This is a genomic window from Sphingomonas sp. HMP9 (assembly GCF_013374115.1).
Classification (GTDB): domain Bacteria; phylum Pseudomonadota; class Alphaproteobacteria; order Sphingomonadales; family Sphingomonadaceae; genus Sphingomonas.
The window spans coordinates 821632-836505 of the sequence record NZ_AP022673.1 but is presented as its reverse complement, the minus strand read 5'-3'; the positions used below and the strand labels follow the sequence as shown (position 1 = coordinate 836505).

Sequence of the window (14874 nt, the reverse complement as noted above, 5' to 3'; positions counted from 1 at the left end):
AGGTCGCCCGATCCTTGGCGGCAGTCCGCGCTGCCGCGATCGATATCCAAGCAAGGGTTCGATCGCGGACGAGCGCATCGGCTCAGAAACGATAGCCGATCGTCGCCTGGACGGTGCGGCGGTTGCCGTACCAGCACCAATTGTAGTTGGCGAAGCACGACGTCAAATACTTCTTGTCGAAGATGTTGGCACCGTTGACCGCCAGGCTCAGACCCCGCAGCGAAGGCGCGAACTTCTCCAGGTCATAGCGGATCAGCGCATCATAGACGGTGTATGACGGGCTGCTGCGGCCAACGGTCTCGTCTGGCGTGACGCCTGCATAGACCTGATCGACATGTCGCACTGCGCCGCCAATGGTCAGACCTTCGAGACCACCGCCGCGAGGCGCCCAGTCGAGATAGGCCGACGTGCCGCCACGACCAACGGTCTCAAGTCCGCGACCGACCCGGGCCGGAGCATCGGCATCGCTGGTAACCTCGACGCGCTGCCGGCTGAACGCGACACGGGCGTTGAAGCCGTAGGGCAGGGGGGCGCTCCCTTCGAACTCGACGCCTTGCGAACGAACGCCGCCGGTCTGCCGGGACACGCTGAAATTGGGCGTGGACGTCAAGACGTTGGTCTGGTCGATACGGAACCACGCGCCGGACAGCAGGATTTGCGTTCCAGGAATCGAGAATTTCGCACCGGCCTCGATCTGCTTGCCGAGCGAAGGGTCGGCAAGCCCAGGTCGGCCGTCGCTCTGCGTGATCGGACTGGCTTGCTGTTCGAACGACGTCGAATAGCTCACATACGGCGCAAGACCGAACGGAAGCGTGTAGAGTGCGGCCGCACGATAGGTGAATTTCTCGTCGTGTTTGGCGCTACGCCCGTCCTGATGCGCACGCGCCCAATCCTGCCGCCCGCTCAGGACCACGCGTAAGTCGCCGAGCGCCATCTGGTCCTGCGCGTAGACGCCCTGCTGACGCTGCTGCACATTGGTCTGAAACTGGCCACCGATCTGCTCCGGCGTCGTCGGAACCGTCACCGTGCCGTAGACCAGGGCAAAGCCGTTGAGCGACGGTGCGACCCCGAACGCGGCAAGCTCCCTCGAATGGGCGACCTGGCGATCCACGCCGAACAGCAGCGTGTGCTTGATCGGGCCGGTCTGCACGGTGCCGGTCAGTTGGTTGTCGAACGTCCAGTTGTTGAGCTGCTCGCGGGTTGCGTAGGACGCGCGGCTGAAAGTCTGCTGCGTCGGGTCGGCCGTGTCGAGGCCGCCTGCGGTATAGATCAGCCCGAGCGCCGACTTCACATACTGATAGCGGCCCGACGAGCGGAACGCCCAGCCGCCGCCGAAATCATGCCGGAAGATGTAGGTCAGCGCGGCCTGTTCACGGCTGAAGCGGTTACCCGCCTCGCCACCGTCGAAGCTGGTCGGCAACTTGCCGTTCGGGTTGCTGAGCAGCGTGCCGCTGGCCGGGAACACGCCGTAGTCACCGTTGTACGGATCATGCGAGTAGGCGCCGAGCAGCGTGAAGCTGGTGGAACTGCCCGCGCCGGCAGTCACCGCGGCCGATATCGTCTGGCGCTCGCGCTTGCCGAACTTCTGCTGTGTGTCGGCGCCATTCGCGCTCCCGTTGATCCGCCAGAGGACGCCTTCGCCCGCCCGGCCACCGATGTCGGCATCGACGCGGTAGAGATCGTAATTGCCATAGGTACCACTGATCGCGCCGTAGAGCGCCTGGTCGAGCGGAAGCTTGCTCGATTCCGCAACGAGGCCGCCTGGGCTCGACTGGCCGTACAATACCGATGCTGGTCCCTTGATGACCTCGATCCGGTCGAGACGCGAGACGTCGACCTGCGGGACGGCATAGCCGGTCGGGCTGCCGAACTGCTTCAGGCCGTCCAGATAGACCGGCGCATCGAAGCCGCGCAGCTTGAACTGGTCATAGACCTCGCCGCTCGATCCCCGCGTCTCGGGGGTCACGCCCGCGACGAACCGGAGCGCCTGGTTCAGGTTCTGCAAACTGCGTCCTGCAAGGTCGTCGGCGGTGATGACGGTGATTGACTGCGGCGTCTCGGCGAGCGGCGTGTCGGTCTTCGTGCCGGATGACGCTTGATCACGCGGATGCTGTCCAGTCACGACGATCACGTCGGAGGCGTCTTCGCGCACCGTCTGTGCATGGCCCGGCACGGTAGCGAATGCGGCGGAGCCCAGCAGGATGGCGATGCCAAGGCGACGTGTCATATGATTCCCTTTACGTTACCGCGCCCCGCTAATGTTTCTGATAACTATTATCAATAGCTGTTCAACCGCACGCCATATAGCGCTTGCGTCTGCGGCAATCCTGCAACACCCGATGCCGAACAGTATGAGCGGAATGGAACAGCGAGATGAGCGGCAAGATATTGGCAGTCGAGATCGCCACGGCGGGGGATGCGTCCTGGTTCGTCAACCACCCCGATCGACGACTGCGGATCCGCAACATGGTCGTGGGCGAATTCAGCGACGTGGGCGGCCAGCCACCGGTCGGCATGGCGTGGCGGACGATCGTCCTGGAAGCTCAGCCTGGCGCGCGAAGCCGCCAGGCGATCGCGCTCCCGATCGGCATGGATGTCGACGCGTTTGACGACGATGACCTGTTCGATCTGTTCCTGCGCGTGGCGCCACCCGGCTCCCGAAAGATGATCGCGGCATTGCGGAAGATCAAGTTACCGACGCCCCCGAATCCTGAGTCCGGCGCCTAGCCTTATTCCCGTGCCTTCATCGACCCAGATATCGGACAAAGCGAGGTTTTGACGTGACGGACTGCGCTTCTAAACGCTCCGTCTCCTGCTAGCTTGCGTGACAGCGATGCGCTGCCAAATGGCGCTGCATCCTCGGTGCCCTGCCCGGATACGAGAGTGTCGCACGGACGGGCGGGGCACTTCGTTCATGGCAAATTCACTTTCAGACGGCATAGCGCGAGGCAGAGGCTTCGCCCAAGTACCGCGTACCTTCAGCGCCCCGCCGGTTTCAGTCACACGGGCGGGCGGGGCGCTATTTCGCTTCGATCATCTCGAAGTGTCTCAGGCTAGGCCCTGCCGCGACAATCGCGCATCGATCAGGTCGAGTTCGCGCCCCAGTTGCTCCGCCAGTTCGACACCAATCTCCCGCCGCCGCGCCAAGTCGAAGATCGCGTTGCGTTCGGCGCGGACGGCGGCGAGGCGCATGTCGCGTTCGATCTTCACATCGCCCTGCCGCGCGCGGTCCTCCGGCAGCGACGAGAGGCTGTCGATGCGTTCGCGGTACTGGTCCATCAAGCGCGCCGCGACGTCGGTGAAGCGATCGGGATCGTCGCGCCCTTCGGCCATCCGGTGCTGGACGCGGTCGAGTTCGGCGATCGCCGCATTCGCCGCGACCAGCCGCGCCTGATCGCGTGCGGCGCCGATCCCGGTTTCAGGCGGCAGGCTGAGACCGCGCAGCAGCAGCGGCAGCGCAACCGCGGCGATCACCAGCGACGACAGGATCACGCCCGACGCCAGGAAGATGACGAGATCGCGTGCTGGGAACGGCGTGCCGTCGGCGAGACTCAACGGGAGCGTCAGCGCGCCGGCCAGCGTGATCGCGCCGCGGGCGCCTGCGCACGACATCGCCGCGATGATCCGCCGTGGCGGGCTCTCGCCGCCGGTCATATCGTTGCGCCGCCGCGCGCGCAGCAGCGTGAACTGCAGCGAAACCCAGACCCAGCCGTAGCGAAGGATCGCGAGCCCGGCGACAACGGCGACGACATACACCGCGAGCCACCACGGACTGACATGCCCGGTCGACGTCACGGTATCGCGCGCGCGGACGAACACTTCGGGCAATTGTTCGCCGAGCAGCACGAAGATCACGCCGTTCAGCGTGAATTGCAGCATGTCCCACACCGCGCGCCTGCGGATGCGCGTTCCCGCGGCCACGGCCGTGGTCGCATCGGTGAAGGTCATCGCGATGCCCGCGGCGGCGGCGGCGAGAACGCCCGATGCGTGGATATGTTCGGCCAGCAGATAGGCCGCGAACGGGATCAACAGGCTGACGAGGATGTTCGAGCCGGCCTCGTCGCCGAACCGTCGTGCGAACGCGCTCTTCGTGGCGACGATACCCAGCGCGACGCCGACGCCGATCGCAACACCCGCGATCGCCATCCACGCAAACGTCGCCGCGGCATCGGCAAACGAAAAGGTGCCGGTCAGCACCGCGGCGATCGCGAACCGGACGCAGACCAGCCCGGAAGCGTCGTTCAGCAGCGCCTCGCCTTCCAGGATATGCATCATGCGCTTCGGGATCGGCGCGTTCTGCGCGACTGCGGAGACGGCGATCGGATCGGTCGGCGATACGACCGCTGCCAGGGCGAACGCGACGCCGAGCGGCATCGCCGGGATCAGCCAATGGACGAACAGGCCCATGCCGAGGACCGTGAGGAAGACCAGGCCGAGCGCCAAGCCGAGAACCGCACCGCGATCGCGGAAAAGTTCGTCCTTCGGAATGCGCCAGCCATCGAGGAACAGCAGGGGCGGGACGAGCAGCAGGAAGAAGAGTTCGGGATCGAGCTCGACCCTGACGTGGGCGACCATGCCGATCAGCGCACCGAGCGCGATCTGTACGAGCGGCCGGGGCAGCGCCGAAGGCAGCATGCGCGAGGCGATGCCGCTCACCACGACGGCGAGCAACAGGAACAGGCACAAGGTCACAATCTGCAAACCGGACTCCTCGAGGTGTTAAAGGCGCGGCAAGCACGCAATGCGATCTTCAGGACCGCAAGAGATGTCGGAGCGATAGCAGAGAACCCTAAATGTCGGAAGCGCGCACTGGTGTTCCAGAGGCGCGCCGCATCGCATTACCCGGGCGCTTGGCAAGATCGCTCGAAAATCAGCGCAGGGGTTGGAAGAGGCTGCCTGCGTACGGTACGCACGCGAAACTACGCGTCGCCAGCCTGGTCCCGTCGCCATGTCCGCCGCGGATGTAAGAAAGCTATCGCATGACAAAGTTCCTGGCGTTCGGCGAGATCATGCTGCGACTTTCCCCGCCCGGCCGTGAGTTGCTGATGCAGACGCCGAGGTTCGACGTCTGGGTCGCAGGCGCAGAGGCCAATGTCGTCACGCAGCTTGCCCGGCTTGGCCATGACGTCGGGATGGCAACCATGGTCCCGGACAATGATCTGGGACGTGCGGCGATAACGACGTTGCGCGGACATGGTGTCGACACGTCGACCATCATACGCGACGGCGAGCGGATGGGCCTGTATTTCGTGACGTCCGGCGCCGGACTGCGTGCAACCGAAGTGATCTACGATCGCGCCTGGTCGTCGTTTGCGCAGGCGCCCGCGGAGAACTGGGACTGGACCGCGTTGCTTGCGGGCGTCGATCGTTTTCATTTGTCGGGCATCACGCCGGCATTGGGTCCGGTTCCGGCGAAGGCGGCGCTCACCGCCGTCCGCGCCGCGACGGAGCGAGGGATCCCGGTCTCGTTCGACGGCAATTGGCGCGGCAAGCTGTGGGAGCGGTGGGATTCCGATCCGCGGACCATTCTGACCGAACTCGTCGAGCACGCAGACCTGATGTTCGGCAATCACCGCGACATCGCCTTGCTGCTCGACCGCGCATTCTCCGGCGACGCGGAGGACCGCCGGCGCGAAGCGGCCGAGGCGGCGTTCGCGGCATTCCCTCGCCTGCAGACGATCGCCTCGACCGCGCGGCACGTCGAGCATGTCGATCTCCACCGCCTGTCCGCAAGGATCGACACGCGGCAGGAACACGTCCAGACCGCCGAGGTCGTGCTGGCTGGGATCGTCGATCGGATCGGCGGCGGCGATGCGTTCGCAGCGGGCGTTTTGCATGGACTTCGCTCCGGCCAGGATATCGCGACGACCGCCCGTATCGGCCTTGCGCTCGCCGCCCTGAAACATTCGCTGCCGGGCGATGCCAGCCTGTTCCGCCAGGCCGATATCGATGCCTATCTGGACGGCGGGCTCGATGTCCGCCGTTGATCGGGGAACGGATCGGACGCCCCCGACCCGTTAAATCTCGTCGGGTCCGAATCCCAGCGCGGCCGTCAGCGACGTCCGTGCATGCTTGCATTGCGCCCAGAGATCCGGATTTCCGAGATCGCCGGGCGCAATCGCTTCGGGCCATTCGCGTGCAATGACGGCCTCGATCCGGTCGCAAGCCGCGTCATCGAGCAGGAACCGAGGATCGATTGCCGCACAGGCATCGGCATCGACCTGAACGCGAAACCTGAGGCATGCGGGACCGCCGCCATTGCGCATCGACTCGCGAACGTCGACGACCTCCAGACGTGTGATCGGACCGTTGGTCGCCATCAGATCCGACAACCACGCCCACACGTCCGCATTCTCGCCCGCTTCTGCAGGCAGGACGAGAGTCATTCCGCCGTCCGGCATTGTGACGAGTTGCGAATTGAACAGATAGGTCCGGATCGCGGTGTCCAGGCTGATGCGATCCGCGGGGACTTCGACGATCGCCGCACCGGGAACACGTGCCGTGACGGCATCGTACAGCGCGGCAGGATCAGCGAACGCCTGTGCGTGCGCGAACAGCACATGGCCGTTCGCCACGGCCACCACATCGTTGTGAAACGCGCCCGCCGCGATCGCCGCGTCGCTTTGCCGCACCATCAGCGTCCGCGACGGATCGGTTCCATGCCGCCTGGCAACGGCTTCGCTTGCGGTGCGATGCTGGCGCGAGGGAAAACCGCCCGCATGGCCGTCGCCGTGGACGAAGATCTCGACGGCGGCACCGCCATTGGCAGGCACGACCCGCATGAAGTTCGCCGCCCCCTCATCACCGAACGCGGAGGGCAGCGGACCATGGACGCGGAAGTACCGCGGGTCGGCGAAGGCAAGACGAAGCTGGCGCTCGGTCTGCGCCGCCTCGCTGGCGCGGTGCGGCATCGTCGACAGGTTCGCCACCGAGATATGGCACAGTCCGTCGGACGTATCCGATGCGGGCGAAACGGTGCCTGCATTCGCGGTCCACATCGCCGAAGCCGACATCGCGTTGGCCACCAGCGCAGGGTCGGCCATCCATGCCGAGGCGAGCGCTTCCTGCTCGCTGCCGACGAAGCCCAGCGCGCGCAGCCAGCCTGTATTCGGGCGGTCATGCGGAAGGAACACGCCTTGCCTGAGCCCCAACGCCATCATCCGCCGCATCTTCGCAATGCCCTGAAGCGCGGCGACGCGAGGCGCCGATACCGCGCCGGCGTTGGCGGCGGATGCGCGATTGCCGACCGAGAGCCCGGCGTAATTATGGGTAGGACCGACGATCCCATCGAAATTTATCTCGATCACGACGTCACTCCTTCGTCCCATCACTCGGCGATCCATTACGATGGAACTGCCTGATGCGGAACGGATAGCCGGAATAGGCGAGGGCGTAAAAGGCCCGAAACCGCCTTGTGAGTATGGCCGGATATGTAGATCGGTTTGTCCGCCGGCTCGCGCGCGTCGACGGGCTTGCAACGATAGTTTTGATCGGGTGGTACGGGGGCTTGCTCGCCTCTCACAGCTGAGTTACGCTACTACTACACCATTGCAGGAATTTAGATGCGCGCCTCATATTTCGTCGGTTTTACCGCCCTGTTGCTGTCGACGACCGCGCAGGCGGGCACTGCACCCGCACCCGCACCCGAGGCGCCGACCAAGGCGGCGGTGACTGCCGACGCGAACGCGCCGAAGGGCAGGCTTTCCGATGCGGCGATACCCAAGGCGTATCGTCTCGATTTCACGATCCTGCCCGAGAAGGACAGCTTTGCGGGGCATAATGAGATCGACGTGATGCTGAAGGCATCGACGAAATCGCTCTACTTCCACGGTCGCGACCTCAAGATCACCAAGGCTGTCGCGCTGGTCGGGGGGAAGGCGACGCCGGCGGTGTTCACGCAGGTCGATCAGACCGGTACCGCGCGACTGGACTTCGCGCAGGCGTTGCCCGCTGGCGCAGCGACGCTGACGTTCGATTATACCGGCAGCCTCGGCGATAGCGCGTCGGGGCTGTTCCACGTCAAGGTCGGCGAAGCGTGGTATAGCTGGACGCAGTTCGAGAGCATCGACGCCCGGGCCGCCTTCCCGAGCTTCGACGAACCCGGCTTCAAGACGCCCTTCACCGTGTCCGTGACGACGCATCCGGGTCTGGTCGCGATCAGCAACGCGCCGCAGGTCTCGGTCACCAAGGTCGCCGGCGGGATGGAGAAGCACCAGTTCGCGCCCACCAAGCCACTGCCGACCTACCTCGTCGCGCTCGACACCGGACCGTTCGTCCACCAGACCGGACTGATCCGCCCGACGCCCGAACGGCCCGCGCCGATGCCCTATGGCGCGGCCGCGACCGCGGCGCAGAAGGACAAGATGGGCTATGTGATGGCGGAGACGCCCCGCATCGTCTCGTTGCTCGAGAACTATTTCGGAGAGCCGTTTCCATTCCCCAAGCTGGACCAGATCGGCACGCCGATCATGGCCGGCGCGATGGAGAATGCCGGCGCCGACACGTACGGCGACGGCATCATCTTCCTGGCGCCGGGCGCAACGACCCGCGACAAGCAGTCGTTCGGGATGATCGTCGCGCACGAGCTGTCGCACCAATGGTTCGGTGATCTGGTCACCCCGGCCTGGTGGGACGACATCTGGCTCAACGAAAGCTTCGCCAACTGGATGGGCTATCGCATCGGCAACGAATGGCGCCCGGAACTCAAGATCGGTGTCGGCGCGCTAGCCGAGGGCTTCGGCACGATGAATACCGATGCGCTGGAGGTCGGGCGCCCGATCCACCAGCCGATCACTGAAAACGGCCAGATCGATTCCGCGTTCGACAACATCACCTACGGCAAGGGCGGACAGGTCGTGGCGATGATCGCCGCCTATCTCGGCGACGAGAAGTTCAAGGCAGGCGTCCGGCTTCATCTTAAGCGTCATGCGTACGGCAATGCGACGTCGGAGCAATTCTTCGAATCGATCTCCGATGCGGCAAAGGACCCGCGCGTCCTCGACGCGCTCAAGTCGTTCGTCGATCAGCAGGGAGTCCCGGTCGTTGACGTTCGCCGACAGGGCGGCGGTGTCGTCGCGACCCAGTCACGCTACGCCTTTCTGGGCTCGACCCCGCCGCCGCTCAGCTGGACCATCCCGTTCTGCGTGCGAGTCGGTGCGGCGAAGCAGTGCGCTCTGCTCGATAAGCCGGCGACCTCGCTTGCCGCGCCGGGTTCGGGCGTGATCATGCCCAATGTCGGCGGCGCGGGCTATTATCGCTTCAATCTCGCGCCCGCCGACTGGCAGTCGCTGATCGCGGCGTCGGGGACGTTGTCGCCGGGTGAGGCGCTCGCCACCACCGACAGCCTGTGGGCGGCGTTCCGTGCGGGCAAGGCGCCGGCGGCTTGGCTGTTCACGCAAGCGCGTGCGGTTGCGGCGAACCCGGACGCGACCGCCAGCATGGACGGCGGGCGGCGGATCACGGGGTTGCGCGCACGCGGTCTCATCTCTGCGGCGTCGCTGCCCGGATATCGTGCGGTGCTGGCGTCGATCTACACGCCGCGGCTCGCCGCGCTGGGGTTCGATCCCGCCGCCGGTGCCTATGCGAAGGACGATCCCGACCGGCAGAGCCTGCGCCACGACCTCGTCGAACTGGTCTCGGACGAGGCCGGCGACGCCGCCGTGCGCACCACGCTCAAGACCGCCGGCGAGAAATACCTCGCTGGCAACACGGGTGCGCTGGATACCGGCTTCCTCGGCAGCGCGCTGACCGTGGTGGCGCAGGAGGGCGGCTTGCCGGCAGTAAAGTCGCTGATCGACAAGGCGCTGGCGAGCGAGGACCCGACCTTCCGCCAGACGGCGATCGGCGCGGCGGCGTCCAGCGGCCATGCCGATGCGGCCGCATATCTGCTCGGACTCGATGATTCGCGGATGCGCAGCTACGACAGGATCGGCCTGATCTTCGGCGTCGTCGGCAATCCCGACACCCGCGACCTCGGTACCGACTGGATCCTGGCCAATTACGACAAGCTTCTTGCTGGCGGTAACGGCATCTTCCTGACGAGCCGCCTCCCGCAGGCGCTGGCCACGCAGTGCGGGGCCGATCGGGCCGACCGGATCGATGCGAAGGTCGGCGCGCTGATCCGCAAGGCCGATGTCGGCGTGCTGGGATACGAACGCACGCTGGAGGTCATACGGCACTGCGGCGTTCTGCGGCAGGCCAAGTCCGCGGAAATCGCGGCGGCGCTCGCGGTCAGATAAGCCTGTGCACGCCGCGGCATGTCGGTTCGACGACATTCGCCGCGGCGTGCGTCCACGCGACCAGGGTCGGTGCCGGCCATGTGCGCGTCACCGCTGTTTCTTGGTCGTGGTGGCGGTGAAATCCGGCTCCTTGTTCGCGACCCAGTCGACGAATTTGCGCACGGCGGGGTGCGCGAGCAGACCCTCCGCATCCATGCCATGACGCTGCAATTCGGAGTTGGTGAAGTTGGCCGTCAGCGTCTGCTAGCAGATCGGGTGCATCGGTACGACGTCCCGCCCGCCACGGCTTTTTGGAACGGGGTGATGCCAGACGACGATCTTGCCGGTCGGCCGACCGCAGAGCCAGCACGCCAGCGTCTCTGCCGGGGTCTCGTCTTCGTGGCGTAGGTCGTCGGTGAAACCGTGTTTCGAATGCTTTCGCGCCATATGGCTACCGGGTCCCTGCTGTACCGCCTTACGCGATAGGATTGATCGCCTCCCTTTGCCGAAATCGTCGCCCTAGGCGACCACGGAGTTCGCCAGCTTCAACGGCGGCGGCGAATACGCCATCGTAAACGCAGTTCGCGCGGCTGTGCGTGCCCTTGATGCGACGATGCGAGGTTCCGGTTGGCGGGCGTCTGTGGCACATCCTCGTCATGGGTGGGGCATCACGAGCAGCTTGGCTGCGCAACGGCGTATTCGGCATGATCGCCCTGCTGTGCGGTAGCGCACCAGCGGCGGCGCAGGACGACGCAGGGTTTCAATCGTACATGAGCGTACTGCGTCAGCAGGCGCTTGCGGACGGCGTCAGTGCGCGCACGGCGGACGCGGTGTTCCCCACGCTCACGCTCAACACGCGGGTGATCGAGTTGGACCGTGCTCAACCCGGTTCGACCAACCCGAGCGCCATCCCCGCGTTCGCGCCCTACAAGGCCCAGCACGTTGATGCGGCGCGGATCGCGCGCGGGCGTCAGACGTATCTTGCGCAGCGCTCCCGTCTGCAGCGCATCGAGCAGCAGACCGGCGTTCCCGAATCAGTCATGGTCGCGATCTGGGGGCATGAGACGAATTACGGCAGCTATACCGGCAATTTCGATCTCCTCCGCTCGCTCGCCAGCCTCGCTTATGAGGGGCGGCGCAGGTCGCTGTTCGCAGGCGAGTTCATCGCCGGACTGAAGATGCTCGACCGCGGCGTGACGCGCGAGCAGTTGAAGGGCAGCTGGGCAGGAGCGACGGGCAATCCGCAATTCCTGCCGTCTATCTATCTGCGCCTGGCGCGCGACGGCGACGGCGACGGCCGTGCCGACATCTGGAACAGTCCGGCCGACACGCTCGCATCGATCGGCAATTACTTCACCGACGCCGGCTGGCGCCCGGGCCAGCCCTGGGGCGTCGCGGTCAACGTGCCCGCCGGGCTCGATCGGTCGCAGGTCCGCAACCGGCTGGTGTCGCCGCGTTGTCCCCGCGTGTTCGAGCGCCACAGCGGCTGGCGGACGATCGCCGAATGGCGCGCGCTTGGCGTGACGCCGCAAGGCCGAAGCCTGCCCGCCGACAGCGTGATGGCAACGTTGCTCGAGCCGGACGGGCAGGGGGCTACCGCTTATCTGCTGACCAGCAATTACCGCGTCATTCTCGATTATAACTGCTCGAACTTCTACGCGCTCTCGGTTGGTTTGCTGGCCGATGCGGTCGAGCGCTAGGACGCTGTGCCTGGCGCTCGCGCTGGCGGGATGCAGCAATGCGCGCGAAAGCGTGGGCGCACCACTCCCGGCGGGCGGCGGCCTTTATGGCAGTTATAAGGATACCGGGCTAGCCAGCTGGTATGGCGAGGAATTGTCGGGAAACCGCACCGCATCGGGTGAGGCGTTCGATCCTGACGCCATGACCGCCGCGCATCGCACCTTGCCACTTGGCTCGTTCGTCGAGGTGACGTCGGTGGCGACCGGCCGTTCGATCCTGGTCCGGATCAACGACCGCGGGCCAGGGCGTCGCGACCGTATGATCGACCTCTCGCGCGCCGCGGCGCATGTGCTCGGGACGGACCGGCGCCAGGTCGCAGCCGTCCGTATCCGCGCGATCGTCCCGACGGCACACGACGCATCGTTGCTACGCGCCGGCAAAGCCGCCAGCGAGCGCAATCCAATTTTCACTCAGGCGGCGAGCCTGGACATGCTTCCCGCCCGCAAGCCACTTCCCGTGTTGGTAGCTGGACGACGATATGTCTTGCAGGTCGCAACCTTCTCGAACGCGGGCCGCGCGACCGCATTGGCGCGACGCCTCGATGCCGATGTGGTCGAAGGCGGGGGCCTGTACCGGGTTCGCATCGGCCCGTTCAAAGATGCCGCCAGCCTGCAACGCGCGCGTGACGCGGTCGCCGAGCGCGGCTATGGCGATGCACAAGTCCTGCCTACGGATTGAGTTCCCTTTTGCTCACGGAATACCCCATGAAGAAGCTGATCGTCGCACCGCTCGTCGCCCTCGCGTTGGCGCATCCGTCCATTGCCGCAGCGCCCCAATTCCAGACCGCTGCGCCGATCGCCTATATGGAGGATCTGTCATCGGGTGCGGTCCTGTTCGCGCGCGATGCGGATCGTCGCATGCCGCCGGCCTCGCTCGCCAAGATGATGACCGTCTATGTCGCGTTCGACATGGTCAGGAAGGGCGAGCTGAAGCTCGACCAGATGATGCCCGTCCGCCCCGAGACCTGGGCAAAATGGCATGGTCCGTCCGCGGGTTCGACGATGTTCCTGTCGTCGGGTGAGAACGTCAGCGTCGCCAACCTGCTGTACGGCATCGTCACGCTGTCGGGCAACGACGCGTGCATCGTGCTCGCCGAGGGGATTTCGGGGTCAGAGCAGGCGTTCACCGAGCGGATGAACCGCAAGGCGGCCGAACTCGGCCTCAAGGACAGCCATTTCGGCACCGCCAACGGCTGGCCCGACAACGGCGTGACCTATGTCACGGCACATGACCTCGCCAAGCTCGCCGCCGCGACGATCACGAACTATCCCGATCTGTACAAGCAGTTCTATTCGAAGCGCGACTTCACCTGGGGCAAGACGATGGGCGGCAGCGCCATCACCCAGGCGAACCGCGATCCTATCCTCGGGCGCGTCGCTGGTGCGGATGGCCTAAAGACCGGGCATACCGAGGAAGCCGGCTATGGCTTCACCGGGTCCGCGGTCCAGAATGGCCGTCGCCTGGTGATGGTCGTCGCCGGCCTGACCAGTTCGGGCCAGCGCGCGGAAGAATCCGTGCGCTTCATGGAATGGGGCTTCCGCGCATGGCAGTCGAAGCCGATCGTCGCGAAGGGCAAGAAGATCGAAACCGCCGCGGTCCAGATGGGCGATGCTTCGTCGGTCGGGCTCGTCGCGCCCAAGGCATTGACCGTGACGCTGCCCGCGGGGACCTCGCCGACCATGACCGCCAAGGTGGTCTATGACGGTCCGATCAAGGCACCGATCAAGGCTGGCCAGCATATCGCCGATCTCGTCGTCACCACGTCCGACGGTCTCCAGCAGACTATGCCGCTGGTCGCCGAGAAGGACGTCGCGGTCGCTGGCTTCTTCGGTCGTGCATGGGCAGGACTGACCGGCTTCTTCGGCTGATGACCCCGGCGCCGACGACGTTTCGCGCATGACGCCGATCATCGGCAACACCGCCGCGCAGGCTGCCTTCATGGCGGCGATGCGCGGGGGATCGTTGCACCACGCGTGGCTGATCGCCGGGCCGCAGGGCGTTGGCAAGGCCAGCTTCGCGCGGGCCGCGGCCATGCGGATGCTGGCGGATGCGGCCGAGCCCGACGGCGGATCGGCCGGGTTCGAGGTTCCGCCGGGAAACAGGACGCGGTCGCTGATGGAGGCCGGGTCGCACCCCGACTTCCGCGTGCTCGCGCGGTTGCCGAAGGACCTCGACAAGCCCGACCAGGATCTCGCGCGCAGCATTACGATCGCGCAGGTGCGGACGCTGCAACCGCTATTCGCGACCACGCCGTCGATGAGCCCGAGGCGCGTGGTCGTGATCGATGCGATCGACGATCTGGAGCGGGGCGGGGCGAATGCGCTGCTCAAGAACCTCGAGGAACCGCCGGCGGGAACGATCTTCCTGCTCGTCAGCCATGCGCCGGGCCGATTGCTGCCGACGATCCGCTCGCGCTGTCGGTTGCTGCGGTTCGAGGCGCTCACCGACGGCGAGGTCGCGACCGCGATCCGGACCTTGCAACCCGATGCCGACGAAGGCGAGGTTGCCGCGCTGGTTCGGGCGAGCGATGGCGCGCCCGGCCGCGCGCTTCGCTATGCCGGGCTCGACATCGCCGCGATCGACGACGCCATCGCCGCGATCGCGCAGGATGGCGACCGGGATAACGGGCGCCGGTTGAAACTGGCCAAGGCGCTGGGGCTCAAGGCGGCACAACCGCGGTACGAGGCGTTCCTCGACCGTGCGCCTGCCTTCGTTGCCGATGCCGCACGAACCCGGTCCGGGCCGGCGCTCCGTGCCGCACTCGACGCACATGCCGCGGCACGCGAGCTTGCGGCGGCGGCCATCGGCCTGTCGCTCGACGCACAGGCGACGGTGTTCGAGATGGCGGGGATCGTCGCGACATTACGCCATTGATCGGGCTGCACAGGCTTCACCTGTTAGGGACGATGCTCTAGGA

10 protein-coding genes and 1 pseudogene are annotated in these 14874 nt (G+C 65.9%); 7 read left to right on the top strand and 4 right to left on the bottom strand.

All coding sequences use genetic code 11. From position 1 onward, the window contains the following. Window positions 1-82 precede the first annotated feature (82 nt). Entirely contained in the window at window positions 83-2227 is a 2145-nt protein-coding gene (locus HMP09_RS03625; RefSeq protein WP_176499226.1) for a TonB-dependent siderophore receptor, read from the bottom strand. A gap of 146 nt (window positions 2228-2373) precedes the next feature. Between HMP09_RS03625 and HMP09_RS03620 the strand changes: the two genes are divergently transcribed. Then, a complete protein-coding gene (locus tag HMP09_RS03620; protein ID WP_176499225.1) occupies window positions 2374-2727 on the top strand; it encodes a hypothetical protein in 354 nt (117 codons plus the stop codon). Between the two features lie 321 nt (window positions 2728-3048). Here HMP09_RS03620 and HMP09_RS03615 read toward each other — a convergent pair whose 3' ends face one another. Continuing rightward, a complete protein-coding gene (locus HMP09_RS03615) occupies window positions 3049-4701 on the bottom strand; it encodes a Na+/H+ antiporter (protein WP_176499224.1) in 1653 nt (550 codons plus the stop codon). Window positions 4702-4979: 278 nt separating this feature from the next. Between HMP09_RS03615 and HMP09_RS03610 the strand changes: the two genes are divergently transcribed. Further along, complete coding sequence (locus tag HMP09_RS03610; protein WP_176499223.1) at window positions 4980-5987, top strand: sugar kinase; 1008 nt, start codon at window positions 4980-4982, stop codon at window positions 5985-5987. Between the two features lie 30 nt (window positions 5988-6017). On the opposite strand, the gene HMP09_RS03605 is transcribed toward HMP09_RS03610, so the two are convergent. Continuing rightward, on the bottom strand, window positions 6018-7328 hold the full coding sequence (locus tag HMP09_RS03605; protein ID WP_176499222.1) for an N-succinylarginine dihydrolase: 1311 nt from the start codon (window positions 7326-7328) through the stop codon (window positions 6018-6020). 234 nt (window positions 7329-7562) lie between these two features. Between HMP09_RS03605 and HMP09_RS03600 the strand changes: the two genes are divergently transcribed. Continuing rightward, a complete protein-coding gene (locus HMP09_RS03600) occupies window positions 7563-10238 on the top strand; it encodes a M1 family metallopeptidase (protein ID WP_176499221.1) in 2676 nt (891 codons plus the stop codon). Window positions 10239-10325: 87 nt separating this feature from the next. Here HMP09_RS03600 and HMP09_RS03595 read toward each other — a convergent pair. Continuing rightward, a pseudogene (locus tag HMP09_RS03595) lies at window positions 10326-10664 on the bottom strand (hypothetical protein). A 257-nt stretch (window positions 10665-10921) separates the two neighbouring features. Here HMP09_RS03595 and HMP09_RS03590 point away from each other — a divergent pair. From HMP09_RS03590 to HMP09_RS03575, 4 genes are read left to right on the top strand one after another with little or no spacing between them, the layout of a single operon-like run. Continuing rightward, the gene (locus HMP09_RS03590; RefSeq protein ID WP_232090629.1) at window positions 10922-11917 is read left to right on the top strand and encodes a lytic murein transglycosylase; all 996 of its coding nucleotides are present in this window, start codon (window positions 10922-10924) and stop codon (window positions 11915-11917) included. Continuing rightward, window positions 11901-12635 (top strand): septal ring lytic transglycosylase RlpA family protein, encoded by a 735-nt coding sequence (locus tag HMP09_RS03585; protein WP_176499220.1) that lies wholly within the window; start codon window positions 11901-11903, stop codon window positions 12633-12635. Before HMP09_RS03590 ends, HMP09_RS03585 begins: the two co-directional genes overlap by 17 nt. 26 nt (window positions 12636-12661) lie before the next feature. Continuing rightward, window positions 12662-13825 (top strand): D-alanyl-D-alanine carboxypeptidase family protein, encoded by a 1164-nt coding sequence (locus tag HMP09_RS03580; RefSeq protein WP_176499219.1) that lies wholly within the window; start codon window positions 12662-12664, stop codon window positions 13823-13825. Window positions 13826-13853: 28 nt separating this feature from the next. Next, window positions 13854-14831: an AAA family ATPase gene (locus HMP09_RS03575; RefSeq protein WP_176499218.1), complete on the top strand. Its 978-nt coding sequence runs from the start codon at window positions 13854-13856 to the stop codon at window positions 14829-14831. Window positions 14832-14874 lie beyond the last annotated feature (43 nt).

Coding starts and splice junctions, on each gene's coding strand:
- HMP09_RS03625 (WP_176499226.1), bottom strand. CDS start 2,227: ATGACACGTCGCCTTGGCATCGCCATCCTGCTGGGCTCCGCCGCATTC.
- HMP09_RS03620 (WP_176499225.1), top strand. CDS start 2,374: ATGAGCGGCAAGATATTGGCAGTCGAGATCGCCACGGCGGGGGATGCG.
- HMP09_RS03610 (WP_176499223.1), top strand. CDS start 4,980: ATGACAAAGTTCCTGGCGTTCGGCGAGATCATGCTGCGACTTTCCCCG.
- HMP09_RS03605 (WP_176499222.1), bottom strand. CDS start 7,328: ATGGGACGAAGGAGTGACGTCGTGATCGAGATAAATTTCGATGGGATC.
- HMP09_RS03600 (WP_176499221.1), top strand. CDS start 7,563: ATGCGCGCCTCATATTTCGTCGGTTTTACCGCCCTGTTGCTGTCGACG.
- HMP09_RS03590 (WP_232090629.1), top strand. CDS start 10,922: ATGATCGCCCTGCTGTGCGGTAGCGCACCAGCGGCGGCGCAGGACGAC.
- HMP09_RS03585 (WP_176499220.1), top strand. CDS start 11,901: ATGCGGTCGAGCGCTAGGACGCTGTGCCTGGCGCTCGCGCTGGCGGGA.
- HMP09_RS03580 (WP_176499219.1), top strand. CDS start 12,662: ATGAAGAAGCTGATCGTCGCACCGCTCGTCGCCCTCGCGTTGGCGCAT.
- HMP09_RS03575 (WP_176499218.1), top strand. CDS start 13,854: ATGACGCCGATCATCGGCAACACCGCCGCGCAGGCTGCCTTCATGGCG.